Below are 17,072 nucleotides of genomic sequence, written 5' to 3'. Positions count from 1 at the left end.
TTTCAATAATTTTTTATTCTTTAAAATTTCTAACAACGATAGCCTTTTTATAGGTTTTTGTAGCACAATTTTTAATGGCATTGACTTAACTGACATTGTTTTATTTTTAAACAACACAAAAGAAATAGATTTAATTCAGTTTAATTTTGCATTATTAAATTCATAAAATTAAGAAGTATTTCTATAGTTAAAAGACAATGAAATTCAATTTATATTCCACACATCTAATGATTTAATGCTTTTGATAAATCTAAATGTTTCAAAAAATATATATTTAATCATTTAGACAATTTATAACGTTTCATTTATTGCACTCTTTTTGTGCACTCATAATTCCTAGAAAGATTTCATGCTTAACGTTTCATTCCAAGATGTTCTTGGTTCCATCATTATTTTGCATTTAACCTATTTTCGATAAGTCTTTATACTGCCTATAGTCATCTACCCTCCCTAAAATGTGCAGTATCCAATGAATTTATCTTTTACCAAAACGCAAGTCGGTACTATTTTTGCCGTTACAGCTGCATTTTTATTTAGTACCAAAGCAATCTTCATTAAACAAGCCTATGAACTTTCACCACTTGTTGATGGTACCGTTTTAATGGCTTTAAGAATGCTGAGTTCATTGCCTTTCTTTTTACTTTTAGTTTGGTTGAATCGTTCGCACAATAAAAATATTGCAGCTAAAGATTGGGGAATTTTAATTATTGCAGGCTTAATTGGTTATTACCTTTCAAGTTGGCTCGATTTTGCAGGACTGATGTACATTAGCGCCTCGCTTGAACGAATTATCTTATTTTTATATCCAACATTGACGGTTATTGCGACAAGCTTTATTTATAAGAAACCATTAAGTGCGAAAAGTATTTTTGCCATTGCTCTAAGTTATGGTGGTACTGTTATTGTGATGTTACAAGAGCAAAGTAATGTGCCACACGAAGGTAATTTTTGGTTAGGTGCAAGTTTAGTGTTCGCAAGTGCCATCAGCTTTGCAACTTACTTATTACTCACTCCACGCTTAATTAGTAAATTTGGCTCTTGGAATTTCAGTGGTTTGGCTTTAAGTATTGCCTGCATTGGGATGTTGACACACTATTATATTGCAACGCCCGATCCTATTGGCTTACTTATCGCCTTACCATCAAGTGTGATTTGGTATGGTATCGCCTTAGGCTTATTGGTCACGGTTTTACCGACTATTTTAGTCGCTCAAAGTATTGCCAGATTGGGGGCATCCCAAACTGCAATGATTGCATCTATTGGTCCTATCCTCACCATTATCTTAGCAACATTATTTTTAGGTGAAAGCTTAAATACTATTCAATGGATTGGATGTGCTTTAAATATTATTGGTGTGCTTATGATTACTTTAGCCAAGAAAAAACTTGCATGAATACAATAAAGATCTCGTGTTATTTATGCAATTATACGGTACCCAATTAAGCTGATTCGCACTTTGCACAATCCGCTAAAATCTATTGAGTTAAATGCACACTCGGTAAATACCATGTTCGTTTGTCTTTAAGGAAAAAGAATGCAGTCTAAAATTGATATTAGCCAAGATAAAGCCTTACTTTGGTTAATGGCTATAGCGTGTGGACTGTGTGCGGGAGCGAACTATTATAGCCAGCCACTCATTAACTCAATACACGAATACTTTCAAGCACCTATTGATCAAGTTGCGCTCACTGTTACTTTTGCGCAAGTATCTTATGCATTAGGCTTACTTTTTATTGTGCCTGTAGGCGACATTGTAAATAAAACCAAGTTCATTCCACTATTGATGTTCATGGCATCTATCGGGCTTTTTTTATGCGCCTTTTCAGTGAATCTTCCCATGTTATGGGTAGGTACAATTATGGCTGGACTATTTTCTGTTGCAGCCCAAGTCCTTATTCCATTTGCGACAATGAGCGTTGCACCTAGAAAAATTGGCGAAGTTGTTGGCCTACTCATGAGCGGTTTACTTGTTGGTATTTTACTCTCAACAAGTTTATCTGGACTACTTTCTAATTTATTTCATTGGAATGTGATTTATCTAGTCAGTGCCGTGCTCATGTTAATTATTGCGGTATTACTATCAACTCGTTTACCACAATTGCCCATTACAAAAATGAGCTATAGCAAAATTTTTAGTTCCATGCTCGATTTATTAAAACAGGAGCCTCGTTTAATTTTTCGTTCTTGTGTGGGTGGTTTTGCCTTTGCAGCGATGAGCGTATTGTTTTCAACCATTGCATTGTTGCTTAAATCATCCTTTGGCTTATCTGATATGACCGTAGGTATTGTGACATTAGTGGGTGTATTTGGTGCGCTATCGACCAAAAAAGTTGGGCAATTTGCTGACCGTGGTCATACCAAAACCATTACATGGGCAGGTATTTCAACCTTAGCTATAAGTTGGATTTTTCTTTATTTAGGACAGTATTATTTAATTAGTTACATTATTGGCTTTGGACTTATTAATCTTGGACTTGCCTTAGTTCATACCAGTAACCAAAATATTGTGTTTCGCCTACGTGAAGATTCAAAATCACGCATCAACTCAATTTATATGACCATGTACTTTATTGGCGGTGCAACGGGTTCAGCACTTGGTATTTATGCTTGGAGACATGGCGCTTGGGAAATGAGTTGTATTGTTGGCATTTGCTTAGTTATTGCCGCTGCAATTTTTGCGTTATTAGATAAAAAATATCTTTCAAAAGCTGAATAAAATTAAACTCTCTACTAATTAGGTTTTTTAACAAACAAAAGACTTAGTATTTTTCTCCAAACACCCCCTAATCAGCTAACGTAAAAATTAAGAAGGTGTCATACACTTTTCGGCGCACAAATTTTCAAACACTTACCTTTTAATAGAATTAACTAATATTGTTAATATATATTGTACTGTTTATTATAAATATTTATTATTTTGTTTCATTAATATTCAGACTAAAAACAAATCAAAATATTAAAAATCAGAACATTTAAATCTGTTTAATTTTATTAACCTAACAAAAAATTTCCTATTTTTTCAAATGTAAGATCCATCATCTTTAAACACTCAAAATTAGATTTTTTTTATAAACACCGTATAATTCGCATTCTTGTTATCTCATTCAGGTTTTTTATGTCTTCAATCCAGTCTTTAACGCCACGTATCTCAGTAGCACCTATGATGGATTGGACAACAAAAGACTATCGATTTTTTGCACGTCTATTTAACCCCAATATCATCATGTACACCGAAATGGTGACGACGGGTGCAATTCTATTTGGTGGCGCAAATCGTCATTTAGATTACAACAATGAAGAACATCCTATTGTTTTACAACTCGGTGGCTCGAATGCAAAAGACCTTGCGATCTGTACAAAAATGGCACAGGACTGGGGCTATGATGAAGTCAATTTAAACGTAGGTTGCCCGAGTGACCGTGTACAAAACAACAAAATTGGCGCATGTTTAATGGCAGAGCCTGACCTTGTTGCAGAATGTATTGCCGAAATGCAAAATGCTGTTGATATTCTTGTTACGGTAAAACATCGTATTGGGATTGATGACATGCAATCTTATGAAGAGATGCTGCATTTTGTAGATACTATTGCAAAAACAGGCTGTAATAATTTTATCGTTCATGCCCGCATTGCTTTGCTACAAGGTTTATCACCAAAAGAAAACCGTGATGTTCCGCCTTTACGCTATGAAGATGTTTATCGTTTAAAGCAAGATCGTCCTAATCTTTTAATTGAGCTTAATGGTGGCGTGAAAACTTTTGATGAAACACAAGAACATTTAAAACATGTGGATGGTGTGATGATTGGTCGTGAGGCTTATCATAATCCATATTTATTGGCTGAACTCGGTCAATTATGGAATTTAGAAGCACCTAATCGTTTCGATATTATGGATCAAATGATGCCGTACATTGCAAAACGCATGGAAGAAGGCGCACCACTTTCAATTATCACTCGACATATTTTAGGCTTATTCCAAAACTTACCAGGTGCACGAAAATGGCGTCAGGCTTTAAGTGGCGGTAATGCAAAAACGTATGCAGATGTTGAAAATGCCATTCAAAATATTAAAGATGCAATGCAACGTACTGAAGAATATATCCAAAACAAACAGGCTGAATAATTCTTTCATTACATACATAAAAAGTGGATAAGTTTTAAACTTATCCACTTTTTAAACACCAAATTTCAAATGATTAAAACGACCGTCTAAATAGTCTATTTCATATCTTCTTTTTTAATTCAAATTATAAGCTTATTATTTTGTCGTATCTTTTTCTAAATATGTATATGCAATTTTCGTTCTACGCCAAACTGTAATCAATGCGCCAATATTTAAAATGACCAAGGCAATCACCATTACGTAATCATGCTCAAACCAAGTTTGTTCTATTGCTCGTGCAATACAGGCAAATGTTAATAAAGCCATACGATGTTGTTTTGCCATTGGTCCTGTAAAATTTGCAGGTGCATGAATAGAAACCACAAGTGTACGTACATATGCTGTTAAAACTGCTAAAGGTGCTCCACACCAACCTAACACATCACCATAGCCCACACTTACAATAGAATAGCCCGCAACAATAATAATTAAAGGATCGGAAATACGATCTGGAATATCGTTAAATAATTCACCTGATGCAGTCGACTTTCCCCCTTCCACCACAACAAGCCCATCGAATAAATTACAAAGTAAACGCCCTTGAATACAAAAGCAGCCAAAATAAAACTTATAAATTTAGCTAAATTAGCTGTATACAATGTCGCAATAAGATTTGCTGCAGCAAATAATGCAAAAACAATACTGAATAAAGAGATATGATTGGGTGTAATCGATTTTTGACTTAACCAACGTGTAAATTAAGTAACTAAACCCACATCTCTGACTTTTAAAGGACGTCGATTTTCAAGTCGTTGTTCTTCAATATTCAATCTCTTATTTTTTAAATTTCTTCAAAAGTGATAGCAACTGATCTAGCTTGATCGTTTATGAATGATCAATCTGCCTATGCAGTTTAAAATTCGTAATAAATGCAAATATCGTTGCAAAGCAAAGTGCAGGTGTAACCGTTTTAACAATACTAGGCGTGTTCATTATTGTATGAGCCAAGACTAAACAAGACCCCGTAAAAAGCACTGTACATATTGGTAGAGCTAGAAGTTCAATCCACTTCATATGATAGAAGTTAAATTGTTTTTCAATTAAATATGTCATAAATAGTGTAATTAAAAAACTAGAAATACCTTGTGTGAATGCAGCAATTAGCCCCGCATTAAAACCATCTTCCACATTAATATAAAAAGACCAAGATCCCCAAAGTAAACTAGCAAATATGGCGGATAGAACATCATAGTTTTGTGTATTTTTTATCTTTTCAACCATCTGAATACAGAATAATTGCTTAAAAGACGTACACCTTAGTTGATTATGCTATCCTACACAACACGTAATATCCCAATTATAAAAAGCAAATATAGTTATTATTGAATATGAACAACGATATAAAAAACCCAAAAACGACCAGTTCTAAATATATAAGTCGTCCTATCGCACGCTTTATTTCTTTTATTATTCGTCGTAGCGCACGATTACTCACAGGAGCACGAAGCCTTTGGGATGGCTGTAAACCCGAACCAATGCAACGCATTTACTATGCAAATCATAATAGTCATATCGACTTCATTTTATTATGGTCATCACTACCTAAAAATTTAAGAGAGCAAACTCGCCCTGTAGCGGCATCGGACTATTGGCTTAAAGATGGTTTCAAACGCTTTCTAATTCAAGATACCTTTTCGGGAATTACTATTAAACGTAGTGGCAATGAAGGCTGTGATCCGTTAAGTACCATTAAAGAAGCATTGCAAGAAGGAAACTCTATTATTTTCTTTCCCGAAGGCACTCGGAATTTAAGCGATGATGATGAACTTCTCAACTTTAAAAGTGGCTTATTTTTCCTAGCACAACAATTTCCACATGTCGAAATTGTACCTGTTTGGATTACTAATCTTAAGCGGGTTATGCCTAAAGGTGCATTTTTGCCCTTACCACTTTTATCGACCGTTATTTTTGGAAAACCACTAGATACTAACCCTGTATGGGAAAAATCTGAGTTTTTAACGCATGCACGTGAACAACTTTTAGAATTAAAACAAAAGGAGCTGCAATAATGTTTCAGCACCTATCTGCAACTTATCTTTTATTTGGCATTTTTACTTCTATTCTTATTTTTGCCTCAAGTGTTGGCTTTATTTTAAAACGTCGTACAGAAGGACAAGCTTCTCCTGTTATTGATAATTTGAATGCACGTATTAATGCATGGTGGATCATGCTCATTGTTTTAGCTGTGGCTATTTCTTTAGGTAAAACTGCATTTATCATTTTATTTGCGCTCATTTCATTTTTTGCTTTACGCGAATTTATTAGTCTTTTACCTACACGTCGTGGAGATTACTTCCCACTTCTTATTGCATTCTATTTTGTTATTCCTTATCAATATTATTTAATTTATACAGATTGGTATGGCTTATATTCTATTTTTATTCCACTTTATGTCTTTTTACTTGTACCCATTGCAAGCTTAAAAGCTGAAGATACCACTCACTTTCTAGAACGTAGCTCTAAAATTCAGTGGGGATTAATGGTCAGCGTTTTCTGCATTTCCCACGTACCAGCCTTATTAAATTTGAAAGTACATGGGTTTGCTGGCGAGAAAATTTGGCTTGCCATCTGGCTCATTATGGTTGTGCAAACATCTGATGTCCTGCAATACGTATGTGGAAAGCTATTTGGTAAACATAAAGTTGCCCCTATTCTATCTCCATCAAAAACCATTGAAGGTTTATTTGGTGGTATTGCACTTGCAACTGCTTTAGGCGCGGCTATGTCATGGCTTACACCATTTAATTATTGGCAAGCGGCATTAATCGGATTCATTGTTTGTATGTTTGGTTTCTTCGGTGGTTTGGTAATGTCTGCAATTAAACGTGACCGAGGTGTAAAAGATTGGGGAAATCTCATTCAAGGTCATGGTGGAATGTTAGATCGAATAGATTCTATTTGTTTTTCTGCACCAATTTTCTTTCATATTTTACGATATTGGTGGGGCTAATTGCTCTCGAATTAAAAATCGAAGCTTATTGCTTCGATTTTTTTTGATCCAACTTTTTCAAAACCTCAGCAACCGCAACCATAGCGAAACTTGAAGTCACCACAACAGCAGAGCCATAACCGCCACAACGTAATCCTGCACTTGGGCATACATCTGCGCTAGAAAAAGGATTATCAATAGAATAAACACAGGTAATACCAAACTTTTCTTTGGGCTTTTTACAAATACCTTTGCTACGTAATTGAGTTCGCAATTTTGCAAGCATTGGATCTTGTTCAGTTTTAGATAAATCTGCGACTCGAATTTTTAATGGATCGAGTTTCCCACCTGCTCCACCAGATACAATCAGCGGAATTTTATTAAAACGGCAATGCAACATCAGTGTAAATTTTGCTTTCACATCATCAATACAATCTAAAATTAAATCAGGCTGACCTTTTAAAATTTCAGAGACGTTTTCAGGTGTTAAATAATCATCTATTAAATTAATTTTTATTCTTGGATTAATTGAACGACAACGCTCTGCCATCACTTCAATTTTTTCATGCCCCAAAGTAGATGTCATTGCAGGAAGCTGACGATTAATATTAGATGCTGCAACGACATCCATATCAACTAAAGTTAATTCGCCAATACCAGTACGTGCAAGCACTTCAACAGCCCAAGAACCAACACCACCAATACCGATCACCATTACATGACTTTTTTCATAATGATTAAAGGAATCATCACCGTATATTTTAGCGACACCAGCAAAACGGCGATCATATTCATCATCTTGAAGAAGTTCAGTCATTGCACTATAAAATCTAAATTAAAACTGAGTTTATTTTACTGTGTTTCACATCATTCGTCTTGTTTATCAACTTGAATTTTTTATGATGATAAAATTTAAATTTATTCTTGAATTGCTAAAGCTTGAAAGGAATTTTTCCAAAGCTGCTCGGCTAATTCTTCATTTTTGATATTTAAAGTTTGAGCTAAACCCGCTAATACAAAAGGCAAATTCACAGGTGTATTACGCGATTTAGTTCCATCTACTGCCTGACAACACAGTGGTGTCATATCTGGACAATCAGTTTCAAGCACAAGATTTTCAGCACCTACCGCATGTACAACTTGATGCAATTTTTTTGCATTTGGATTGGTAATTTGACCTGTAACACCAATTTTAAAACCCAATTTCACAAATGCTTTTGCCTCTTCTACTCCGCCACTAAAGGCATGTGCAATTCCACCATTTTTAAAATGATGATGTTTCAAAATCGCTAGAACATCGGCATGCGATTTTCGAATATGCAACAAAATAGGCTTATCAAATTGCTGAGAGAAATCTATTTGAGCAGTAAAAAAATCTTTTTGTTTTTGGTAAATTTCAGGTGCTTTGTGTTGTTTTAAAAAAGTGTCTAAACCAATTTCCCCAATTGCCACACAACTTTCACTTTTTAATAATTTTTCAAGTGAATCTAGATGTTCTTTTTGATGATCTTCAATATAAAAAGGATGTAACCCTGGAGCAAGATGACTTTGAGGAGCAGAATCTAAACCATTTAAAAACTGATGTATTCTTAATAAATCATTAAATCTAGATTCTAAAAAACCAATCAAAACTAAGTGTTCAACCCCTCGACTTTTTGCCGCATAAGCAAGTTGCTCCCGATCATGATCAAAATCGGGAAAATCAAAATGTGTATGCGTATCAAAAAGCCGAACGGTCATATGCTTTTATTTAGTTTCTTTTGCAACAACTTCACTTGCTGCTGATACAGGTTTCGAAGAAAGTTCTGGTAAATATCTCGCTTTAATAATACCGTTTAATTGCTCATATGGAATAACTAAACGAGGTAGTCCTACAACATAGGGACCTATTTCATATTCAGCATATTGCAAAATTAAGCCTTTTTTACCTAAGTTAAAATTATCAGATAACTTAAACTTCCAAGCTTGCTCATATTCTTCAACATTTGTGGCAATTTCAGATTCAATAACCCATGCTTTAAATGCCTCATATGCTTTAGCATCTAATTCTTTTAATTTATCTTTTTCGACAATATCGCTTAATTTAACTTGCTTATTGGTCTCTAAATCAAAATTGAAATACGTTTGAGATGATGAACCATGCGCCCCACCCAAATAATGACTACTATTCAATACAACTGTAGCCAACGGTCCTTCAGAGTTTAGAATTTTAGGCTTAATCATTAAATTAATACTATGATTTGCACTTAATGCTTTAATTTCAGCATCTAAACTTAAAAATGATTTTGTATAAGGTGCAACTTTTTGCTCAAGCAGCATTTTTGGCGTTTGTACATCTTTCACACTAACTTCAGAACTTACTTGAGCAACAGATGCACTTGTTGCTTCTTTCTCTTGATTTGGCGCAAGTGTTACAACTTCTTTTAAAATCTCTAAAATTTTCTGATCTATCACTTGATCAATAAACTTATGATTCGTATTTAGACGTTCTATATCAAGTTCTGGGCAATTTTTATCTTTGCATTCAGGTAAATTTAGTGACAATTTTTCATTATCACCAACAAGCTCAAATTTCTGTTGATCTACTTGAGTTTGTGGAGCATCTTCTTTTTTTTCCGTGTGTTTTGGCTGACAAGCACCAAGCGAAATTGCAATTGCCAACGTACTCATGACGAATATAGTTTTGTTTTTTAACATTGAGTAAACCTACTTTTTCATCTCTCAATTATTTAATGCAATATCAAATAATTATTCTGACCTGAAACTAAAACATATTTTTATAGATTACAGGTTTTACAACTTGTTGAGTTTGTGCTTTAGTTAAGTAAATATCAAGCTGTTGTGCATCTTTAACAACTTCATTTGTTCTCAAGTGTAAACCAATACCTTCATGATCGAAAAACCAATCAGATTGCCCCCATCTTAATTTTTGGGGTGCTTTTTCTTGAACAAATGAATCTTGCTTTTTCAACCATTCTTGATAGGCTTTTTGCACAAAACCATCCATCTTGAGTTGTTGTTTTTCATCAATAATATCTAATATTTTGAGTGCTTTTTTCTGCTTTCGATCTGCTGCAAAAAAGTAGTAACGCTCTGTGACTTTAGCACCTTCTTGTTTTGAATCTAATCCAACTTGCAACAAAATAAACTGGTTGCGCTGATAAGCCATGCGTGTATACATTGCCAATTCAAAAGCAGTATTCGTTTTTTGTTCTGATTGCCAAGCATCCGATTTTTTCACATAAGCATTGATCGCTTGCTGTAAATTCATGTCTTGATTTAAGCTAATTTGGTCTTGAATAACCCTTGCCTGATTTTTCTCAATCCATGAATTTAGCCAATTATCTTGTGTTTGAATACTTTGAATATCAATATCAATGCAATTTTTATTTTCACAAAATGGCAAAGCGAAATCGGCACTTTGTTGCTTAATATTAAGATAGGGTAATATATCAGGATTCGCTGAATTTACTGTTGCTTCAGGCTCCTGACCTGCTTTGTCCTTATGTTCAGATGATGAGTCACAAGCACCCAAGGTCAAACTAGTTGCAACCAAAATTGCATATGAAAGTTTCTTATTCATCTAAACTTCTCTTATTTATTTTAAAACTCATACTACATAATAAAACAGCTTCCATTGGAAGCTGTTTACTTTTCACATCTAAATATTAATGTTCACGTGTATTACGGAACTGAATATCTGGATATCGTTCTTGCATTAACTGTAAATTTACACGGCTTGGTGCAAGATAGGTTAAGTGACCACCACCATCTACAGACAATTGGTCATGTGCTTTTTTCTTAAATTCGTTGAATTTCTTTTCATCATCACATGCAACCCAACGTACTGTATTAATATTTACAGGCTCGTACACGCAATCTACTTTGTATTCTTCTTTCAAGCGGTATGCAACCACTTCAAACTGAAGTACACCTACAGCACCAACAATTAAGTCATTACTGTTTTGTGGCATGAATACCTGTGTTGCACCTTCTTCTGAAAGCTCTTTCAAACCTTTTTGAAGTTGTTTAGATTTCAAAGGATCTTTTAAACGTACACGGCGGAACATTTCAGGTGCAAAGTGAGGAATACCTGTAAATTGGAGTTTTTCACCCGAAGTGAAAGTATCGCCAATTTGAATTGTACCGTGGTTATGAAGACCAATAATATCACCTGGCCAAGCTTCTTCTAAATGCTGACGATCACCTGCTAAGAAGGTTAAAGCATCACTGATACGCACATCTTTATCTAAACGTACATGCTTCATTTTCAGACCTTTTTCATAACGACCTGAACAAATACGCATGAATGCAATACGGTCACGATGTTTCGGATCCATATTCGCTTGAATTTTAAAGACAAAACCTGTGAAGCCTTCTTCTGTCGCTTCAACTTTACGGTCTGCTGTAGGATGTGCTTTAGGCTCAGGCGCATATAAACTAAATGCGTCGAGTACATGGTCTACACCAAAGTTACCTAAAGCTGTACCAAACAATACTGGTGTTTGACGACCCGCTAAGAACTCATCACGGTCTAATGGATCATTTGCCATTTGTACAAGTTCTAAAGACTCTTCAAATGCAGCCCAAGCAAGCTCACCTACTTTTTCACGAAGGTCTGGATAGTCATAGCCATCACGTACTTCAATATCAGTAATAACTGAGCCAAAACCTGCTTTATAAACATAAAACTTTTGTTCAATTAAATTAAATACGCCCGCAAAATCACGACCTGTACCTAAAGGCCATGTAAGTGGAACACATTTAATTTTTAGGACGTTTTCAATTTCATCTAGCAGTTCTAATGGTTCACGAATTTCGCGGTCCATTTTGTTGACGAAAGACACAATAGGCGTGTCACGCATGCGACACACATCCATGAGTTTAATGGTACGGTCTTCGACACCTTTTGCACCATCAATCACCATTAATGCAGAGTCTACTGCTGTTAATGTACGATATGTATCTTCAGAAAAGTCTTCATGCCCTGGTGTATCTAGCAGGTTAATCATCTTGTCTTTAAATGGGAACTGCATAACAGACGTGGTAATAGAAATACCACGTTCTTTTTCCATTTCCATCCAATCAGATGTTGCAGCACGATCAGATTTACGGCTTTTAACCATACCTGCAACTTGAATCGCCTGTCCCCACAACAACAGTTTTTCTGTCATTGTCGTTTTACCCGCATCGGGGTGGGAAATAATAGCAAATGTACGTCGTTGCGCGACTTGATCTGCTAATTCTTGTTTAAAGCTCATTAAATACACCTACTGCAGAAACTCGCAGCGCAAAGATCAAAGTGATCAATATTAAAAATTGGCAATATTGTATCCGATTATCGATTTTTCATCCATGATGTTATGTATGCGAAAACCAATCTTAATCTTTATTAGGGTGTATTTCTAAGTTGTTCTAGCTCATCAATAGGCATTGGCATACCCAATAAAAAACCTTGGAGTTGATGGCAACCCAAACGGGTTAATACATCTTTTTGGAATTCTGTTTCAACCCCTTCCGCTGTTACAGTTAATCCTAAATTTGTTGCCAGCTTAATAATACTTTCTAAAATCAATTCATCTTTACTGTTTTGATCTAAATCTTTAATAAATGCACGATCAATTTTCAGCTCATCTACAGGTAATTGTTTTAAATACAAGAAACTTGAATGTCCTGTCCCAAAATCATCAATCGCTAATTTAATACCCATTTGACGCAAACGTATAAAGCTATGCAAGCTTGTATCTATATGATGCATTGCTGTTGATTCTGTAATTTCAATCATCAGCCGATCACTTTGAATTTGATAACGACTAAAGAGATTTTCTAAAATTGAAAATAAATTTTTATGTTCAAATTGAATAGCTGATAAATTCACTGCCAATGGGAAGAAATTCGTCTGATTTGTTTTTTCCCAAATTTGAATTTGTTTACATGCCTCTTCAAGCACCCAATAGCCCATTTGAATAATCAAACCAGTTTTCTCAGCACCGCGAATAAACATATTCGGACCCAATAAACCATGTACAGGATGATTCCAGCGAATAAGCGCTTCAACACCACAAACTTCGTCTGTGCTGGTTTTAAATTTAGGTTGATAAAACAGGATAAATTGTTGTTCTTCTACTGCTTTGTATAAATCATTAATGAGTTTAGTTTGACTTTTTGACTCAGACTGAACATCACTATAACTATATAGGCTATAAGTATTACGTCCTTGTTTTTTTGAATTTAACATTGCCGAATCGGCATTCATAAGTAGGTCTTGTAAATTATTACCATGTTCTGGAAATAATGCGATTCCAATACTAATAGAAATATTAATTTCTTTACCTACAATCGAAAAACCCTCTTGAACAATTTGATGAATACGTTCAGCTGTGTAAGTGGCATATTCGAGCGTTGAATCTTCAATCACAAGTAAGAATTCATCTCCGCCGATACGAAGTAGTTTTTCATGACTTGCAAGTTGCTTATGAATTTTATTGGCAAACTGAATTAATAATTGATCACCAACATGATGTCCAAAAACATCATTTACCGCTTTGAAACGATCTAAATCGATATATAAGAATGCACTTTTTCCTTGAGTCAAACGCTGTTGTGAAAAAAGAATATGAGCATAATCTGTCAGAAATAATCGATTAGGTAATTTCGTTAAATTATCTTGTAATGATTGATTTGCTAACTCTCGGTTTGCACTTATCAACTCTTTATTTCGTTCTTCAAGCCGCTGCTCTAATAATGCAATAATCAATGAAACAGCTAAAACCAAACTGGTAACGAATATAATTAAGAAGAAAATGATACCCTGGTTTTGTTGCGCAACAATTTCAGAATTTGAAGCTGAATTTAGATGAAATGATACTGCAGTCATGCCCGTATAGTGCATACCAACAATGGTCAGTGCCATCATAATTGCTAATAAAAACTTATACCAAGCCTTATTTAGCAGCGCATTTTTATATCTAAATAAGAGCCAAAATGTAAGCCCTGAACCACTAATCGCAATTAAAACAGAAAAAGTGACAACCAATAAATCATAATGACTTGAATAGCCATCAATAATTAGCCCCATCATTCCTAGATAATGCATTCCAGAAATACCCAGCCCCATTAGCACAGAACCTAGCATTAACTTTGGTAGAGTAAGCGTTTTTTGAGTGGTTAACCAAACAGCAAAACTAGATGCAATAAAGGCAATTAATAGAGACACAATGGTTAAGGTATAATCGAAATAATATCCATTGGGTAAATGACATGCCAACATACCAATAAAGTGCATGAGCCAAATGGCAATTCCGAAGAAAAACCCACTGAGTAAAATAATAATTTTTTTATAATTTGTATTGTGTTGCATACTTTTAGATAAAGTACTTTCTACAGACAAAGCAATGTAACAAGCAAGAATAGAAATAACTATTGAGCCTATAACCAAATCAACATCATAGTGAATAGGAAGCATAATTAGCCTCTGCATTTATTTTTTTATTGTTTTTCACCATATACAAATTTATGTACTCATCTCTAAAGTGTACGGAACTTTCGCGTAAAGAAACATAAAATGCTAAACCTAGAATGTTATACAATTCACTAAAGGTCAAACACTTATCATATTTATTTCCATGTTTTAGTGTTATAACTCAAAAATATCAACAGAGTAAATATAATAAATAAAATAAGACCAGCTTATCGCTGGTCTTATCTCTTATTATTGAACAACTGCTTTTTTATTCACCTGATTGTAGTCAAACAATACATTTGCAGCTTCGGTAACAAAAGTTTCTTCCTCTGCTAATGGTGGGCGTTTATTAGCTTTCATTTTCGCTCTAGCTTCCGACAAAGCATCTAAGGATGCTTGGTAACTTTCCCAATTTGCATGCGGTTTCAAACCTGTTGCCTGACGACGAGTATTTTCAGCATCTAAGGTTTGTTTTTCCAGTCCTTTCAATTCAGCTTTGCGCAAATCTATATCCAATACTGCAGTTTTCTTATCCTCTGCTGTTTTAGAAATTGCGGTACGTTGTTCTAAATATTTAAATTGAGGATCAACTTTCACACGTTGTTGAGATAACTTAGTAAGCTCAGAAATATACGGCTGTACAGATCCTTCGCGTTTAAATGGTGCTGTTGGAATAGTATCCCACTCTAAAGCATTTTTAGATTTACGCTCACCGAAAGCCTCATTGTAGATATCTACAAGTTTAATATCGGGTACGACGCCTTTATTTTGCGTACTTCCACCTGTAATTCTATAAAATTTACGTTGTGTCAGTGTCGCTTGACCATGTGCCAAATTATCTAGCTGAATCTGTGCTGTACCCTTACCTGTTGTGGTACTACCAATCACAATACCGCGCTCATAATCTTGAATTGCAGCAGAGTAAATTTCACTAGCAGATGCCGAAGCCAAGTTAATCATCACAGCCAATGGACCTGCATACGTTTGTGCGCCACCATCATTATCTTCAAAAACGCTAACATTTCCATTACCGTCACGAATTTGTACCACAGGACCAGACTTAATCACCTGACCAAGCATTTTTGCGACTTCTTCTAATGAACCACCTGGATTATTACGCAAGTCAATTAAAATACCATCGACATTTTTAGCGGCTAAAGATTTCAACGCATTATTGGTATCTTCAGAAACTGAACGGTATTCTGTTCCTGCTCTACGTGCACGATAGTTTAAATAGAAAGATGGAATTTCAATCACACCAAAAGTATGTTTTTTACCATCACGAGTGATATCCACTGTACGTGAACGTACACCTGCATCTTCCTCTTGAATCACATCACGTACCAATGGAACCGTACGTGCTTGATTCATTGATGCACCTGCACCAAGTAATTTAATGGTGACTTTTGTACCACGCTTACCACGAATCAACCCAACAATTTCATTACTTGGCCAACCAATCACATCCACCATTTTCCCGCCATCTTGGGCAACCCCAATAATGCGATCTCCCGATTTGATTTGACCCGATTTACTTGCAGGCCCACCTTCTACAATGGTTTCAATTTTGGTGTAGTCTTCATTACCACGTTCAGGGCGAATGGATACACCAATGCCTTCAAGTTGCAACGTCGTTTGACGATTTAATTCCATTGCATCTACAGGTGGAAAATAATTACTGTGCGGATCGTACGTTAATGTCATCGCATTTAGTGTTTTATCGAGTACATCATCACTCTTAACACGGCTCATACGTTCAAGTTGACGTGTATATCGTTTAGTTAAGGTCTGAACTGGGGTTAAATCTTCAGGCCCTGTTAAATCTTGACCATTTGCTAATTCTGGATTGTCTTTTAAAGCTTTTTGTTTCGCCTGTTCTTCTTCTTTGCTGATGGTTAAATTAATCAGTTGTGAAACCAGCATTTTATTCCAATGTGATTTCTGTTCAGCTTCTGTTTTAAAGAATGGTGCTTTTTCTCGATCTGTTTCAATAGTGACATTTGGTTGATTTAAGTTTTGCGGCTTTTTCAACTCTGCCAACATATATTCATAAAACTGCTTTAAGCGATTACGATATTGTTCATGGATAACAAACGGACCTGACAAATCACCCGCTTTTAATGCCGCACCGAAATTAGCACCGTAGCTTTTTTGGTATTTTTCAATTTCAGGTGCTAAAAATAATGAATGTTCAGGATCTAAACTATCTAAATAAAAGTCTAGAATTCGTTTAGATGTATCGGCATCTAAACGCTGATTTAAATAATGCTGTCGATCTACCAAAGTTGCTAATTGACGAGAAACTAAAGCCTGCTCTTGAGTAGGAACAATTTTTTTAGTCGCGGCTGTAATTTCAGTTGCAGCAACGGCTTCATTGATTGCATGGGTAAAGAAAAAGCCACCCGTTGCTATTGCAACTGCACACGCTATTGTTTGAAGTTTCATAAAAATTCGTACTTCCTTGGTATTTGGTCTAATTTCTTTGCTTATTTTGACTTGAAATTGGATAGATTCAATGA

The 17,072-nt window shown here is 35.2% G+C and carries 14 protein-coding genes; 5 read left to right on the top strand and 9 right to left on the bottom strand.

What is annotated here, in order from left to right; all coding sequences use genetic code 11:
- The first annotated feature begins 469 nt into the window (after positions 1-469).
- From GTK57_RS08130 to dusA, 3 genes are all read left to right on the top strand, one after another.
- Positions 470-1,393, top strand: coding sequence for a DMT family transporter (locus GTK57_RS08130; protein ID WP_152874673.1), 924 nt, complete (start codon positions 470-472; stop codon positions 1,391-1,393).
- 141 nt (positions 1,394-1,534) lie between these two features.
- Entirely contained in the window at positions 1,535-2,716 is a 1,182-nt protein-coding gene (locus GTK57_RS08125) for an MFS transporter (RefSeq protein ID WP_163122505.1), read from the top strand.
- Positions 2,717-3,115: 399 nt separating this feature from the next.
- Positions 3,116-4,123 carry a tRNA dihydrouridine(20/20a) synthase DusA gene (dusA, locus tag GTK57_RS08120; protein WP_163122502.1) on the top strand — a complete coding sequence of 336 codons (1,008 nt, stop codon included), beginning with the start codon at positions 3,116-3,118 and terminating at the stop codon, positions 4,121-4,123.
- Positions 4,124-4,258: 135 nt separating this feature from the next.
- Here dusA and GTK57_RS14695 read toward each other — a convergent pair whose 3' ends face one another.
- Positions 4,259-4,663: a hypothetical protein gene (locus GTK57_RS14695; RefSeq protein WP_228720300.1), complete on the bottom strand. Its 405-nt coding sequence runs from the start codon at positions 4,661-4,663 to the stop codon at positions 4,259-4,261.
- Between the two features lie 324 nt (positions 4,664-4,987).
- A complete protein-coding gene (locus tag GTK57_RS08110; protein WP_163122499.1) occupies positions 4,988-5,383 on the bottom strand; it encodes a hypothetical protein in 396 nt (131 codons plus the stop codon).
- A 107-nt stretch (positions 5,384-5,490) separates the two neighbouring features.
- Between GTK57_RS08110 and GTK57_RS08105 the strand changes: the two genes are divergently transcribed.
- On the top strand, positions 5,491-6,171 hold the full coding sequence (locus tag GTK57_RS08105) for a lysophospholipid acyltransferase family protein (RefSeq protein WP_163122496.1): 681 nt from the start codon (positions 5,491-5,493) through the stop codon (positions 6,169-6,171).
- The gene (locus tag GTK57_RS08100; protein ID WP_407925919.1) at positions 6,171-7,112 is read left to right on the top strand and encodes a phosphatidate cytidylyltransferase; all 942 of its coding nucleotides are present in this window, start codon (positions 6,171-6,173) and stop codon (positions 7,110-7,112) included. The genes GTK57_RS08105 and GTK57_RS08100 overlap by 1 nt, the downstream gene beginning before the upstream one ends.
- Before the next feature lie 25 nt (positions 7,113-7,137).
- Here GTK57_RS08100 and GTK57_RS08095 read toward each other — a convergent pair whose 3' ends face one another.
- The 7 genes from GTK57_RS08095 to GTK57_RS08065 all read right to left on the bottom strand — a co-directional run bounded on the left by GTK57_RS08095 (position 7,138) and on the right by GTK57_RS08065 (position 16,998).
- Positions 7,138-7,908 (bottom strand): tRNA threonylcarbamoyladenosine dehydratase, encoded by a 771-nt coding sequence (locus GTK57_RS08095; protein ID WP_163122493.1) that lies wholly within the window; start codon positions 7,906-7,908, stop codon positions 7,138-7,140.
- Between the two features lie 101 nt (positions 7,909-8,009).
- Positions 8,010-8,831 carry a TatD family hydrolase gene (locus tag GTK57_RS08090; RefSeq protein WP_163122490.1) on the bottom strand — a complete coding sequence of 274 codons (822 nt, stop codon included), beginning with the start codon at positions 8,829-8,831 and terminating at the stop codon, positions 8,010-8,012.
- 6 nt (positions 8,832-8,837) lie between these two features.
- The gene (locus GTK57_RS08085) at positions 8,838-9,788 is read right to left on the bottom strand and encodes an RsiV family protein (RefSeq protein ID WP_163122487.1); all 951 of its coding nucleotides are present in this window, start codon (positions 9,786-9,788) and stop codon (positions 8,838-8,840) included.
- Positions 9,789-9,855: 67 nt separating this feature from the next.
- Positions 9,856-10,674 carry a hypothetical protein gene (locus tag GTK57_RS08080; protein ID WP_163122484.1) on the bottom strand — a complete coding sequence of 273 codons (819 nt, stop codon included), beginning with the start codon at positions 10,672-10,674 and terminating at the stop codon, positions 9,856-9,858.
- Positions 10,675-10,759: 85 nt separating this feature from the next.
- On the bottom strand, positions 10,760-12,352 hold the full coding sequence (locus GTK57_RS08075) for a peptide chain release factor 3 (protein WP_152874681.1): 1,593 nt from the start codon (positions 12,350-12,352) through the stop codon (positions 10,760-10,762).
- Positions 12,353-12,483: 131 nt separating this feature from the next.
- Positions 12,484-14,556: a bifunctional diguanylate cyclase/phosphodiesterase gene (locus GTK57_RS08070; protein WP_163122481.1), complete on the bottom strand. Its 2,073-nt coding sequence runs from the start codon at positions 14,554-14,556 to the stop codon at positions 12,484-12,486.
- A gap of 246 nt (positions 14,557-14,802) precedes the next feature.
- The gene (locus GTK57_RS08065) at positions 14,803-16,998 is read right to left on the bottom strand and encodes a carboxy terminal-processing peptidase (protein WP_163122477.1); all 2,196 of its coding nucleotides are present in this window, start codon (positions 16,996-16,998) and stop codon (positions 14,803-14,805) included.
- Positions 16,999-17,072 lie beyond the last annotated feature (74 nt).

It is taken from the genome of Acinetobacter portensis (genome assembly GCF_010646905.1).
Classification (GTDB): domain Bacteria; phylum Pseudomonadota; class Gammaproteobacteria; order Pseudomonadales; family Moraxellaceae; genus Acinetobacter; species Acinetobacter portensis.
This window is presented reverse-complemented; position numbering and strand designations above follow the sequence as displayed.

What these genes read in the sequence shown, in the direction of transcription:
- GTK57_RS08130 (WP_152874673.1), top strand. Translation starts at nt 470, where the DNA reads ATGAATTTATCTTTTACCAAAACGCAAGTCGGTACTATTTTTGCCGTT.
- GTK57_RS08125 (WP_163122505.1), top strand. Translation starts at nt 1,535, where the DNA reads ATGCAGTCTAAAATTGATATTAGCCAAGATAAAGCCTTACTTTGGTTA.
- dusA (WP_163122502.1), top strand. Translation starts at nt 3,116, where the DNA reads ATGTCTTCAATCCAGTCTTTAACGCCACGTATCTCAGTAGCACCTATG.
- GTK57_RS08110 (WP_163122499.1), bottom strand. Translation starts at nt 5,383, where the DNA reads ATGGTTGAAAAGATAAAAAATACACAAAACTATGATGTTCTATCCGCC.
- GTK57_RS08105 (WP_163122496.1), top strand. Translation starts at nt 5,491, where the DNA reads ATGAACAACGATATAAAAAACCCAAAAACGACCAGTTCTAAATATATA.
- GTK57_RS08100 (WP_407925919.1), top strand. Translation starts at nt 6,171, where the DNA reads ATGTTTCAGCACCTATCTGCAACTTATCTTTTATTTGGCATTTTTACT.
- GTK57_RS08095 (WP_163122493.1), bottom strand. Translation starts at nt 7,908, where the DNA reads ATGACTGAACTTCTTCAAGATGATGAATATGATCGCCGTTTTGCTGGT.
- GTK57_RS08090 (WP_163122490.1), bottom strand. Translation starts at nt 8,831, where the DNA reads ATGACCGTTCGGCTTTTTGATACGCATACACATTTTGATTTTCCCGAT.
- GTK57_RS08085 (WP_163122487.1), bottom strand. Translation starts at nt 9,788, where the DNA reads ATGTTAAAAAACAAAACTATATTCGTCATGAGTACGTTGGCAATTGCA.
- GTK57_RS08080 (WP_163122484.1), bottom strand. Translation starts at nt 10,674, where the DNA reads ATGAATAAGAAACTTTCATATGCAATTTTGGTTGCAACTAGTTTGACC.
- GTK57_RS08075 (WP_152874681.1), bottom strand. Translation starts at nt 12,352, where the DNA reads ATGAGCTTTAAACAAGAATTAGCAGATCAAGTCGCGCAACGACGTACA.
- GTK57_RS08070 (WP_163122481.1), bottom strand. Translation starts at nt 14,556, where the DNA reads ATGCTTCCTATTCACTATGATGTTGATTTGGTTATAGGCTCAATAGTT.
- GTK57_RS08065 (WP_163122477.1), bottom strand. Translation starts at nt 16,998, where the DNA reads ATGAAACTTCAAACAATAGCGTGTGCAGTTGCAATAGCAACGGGTGGC.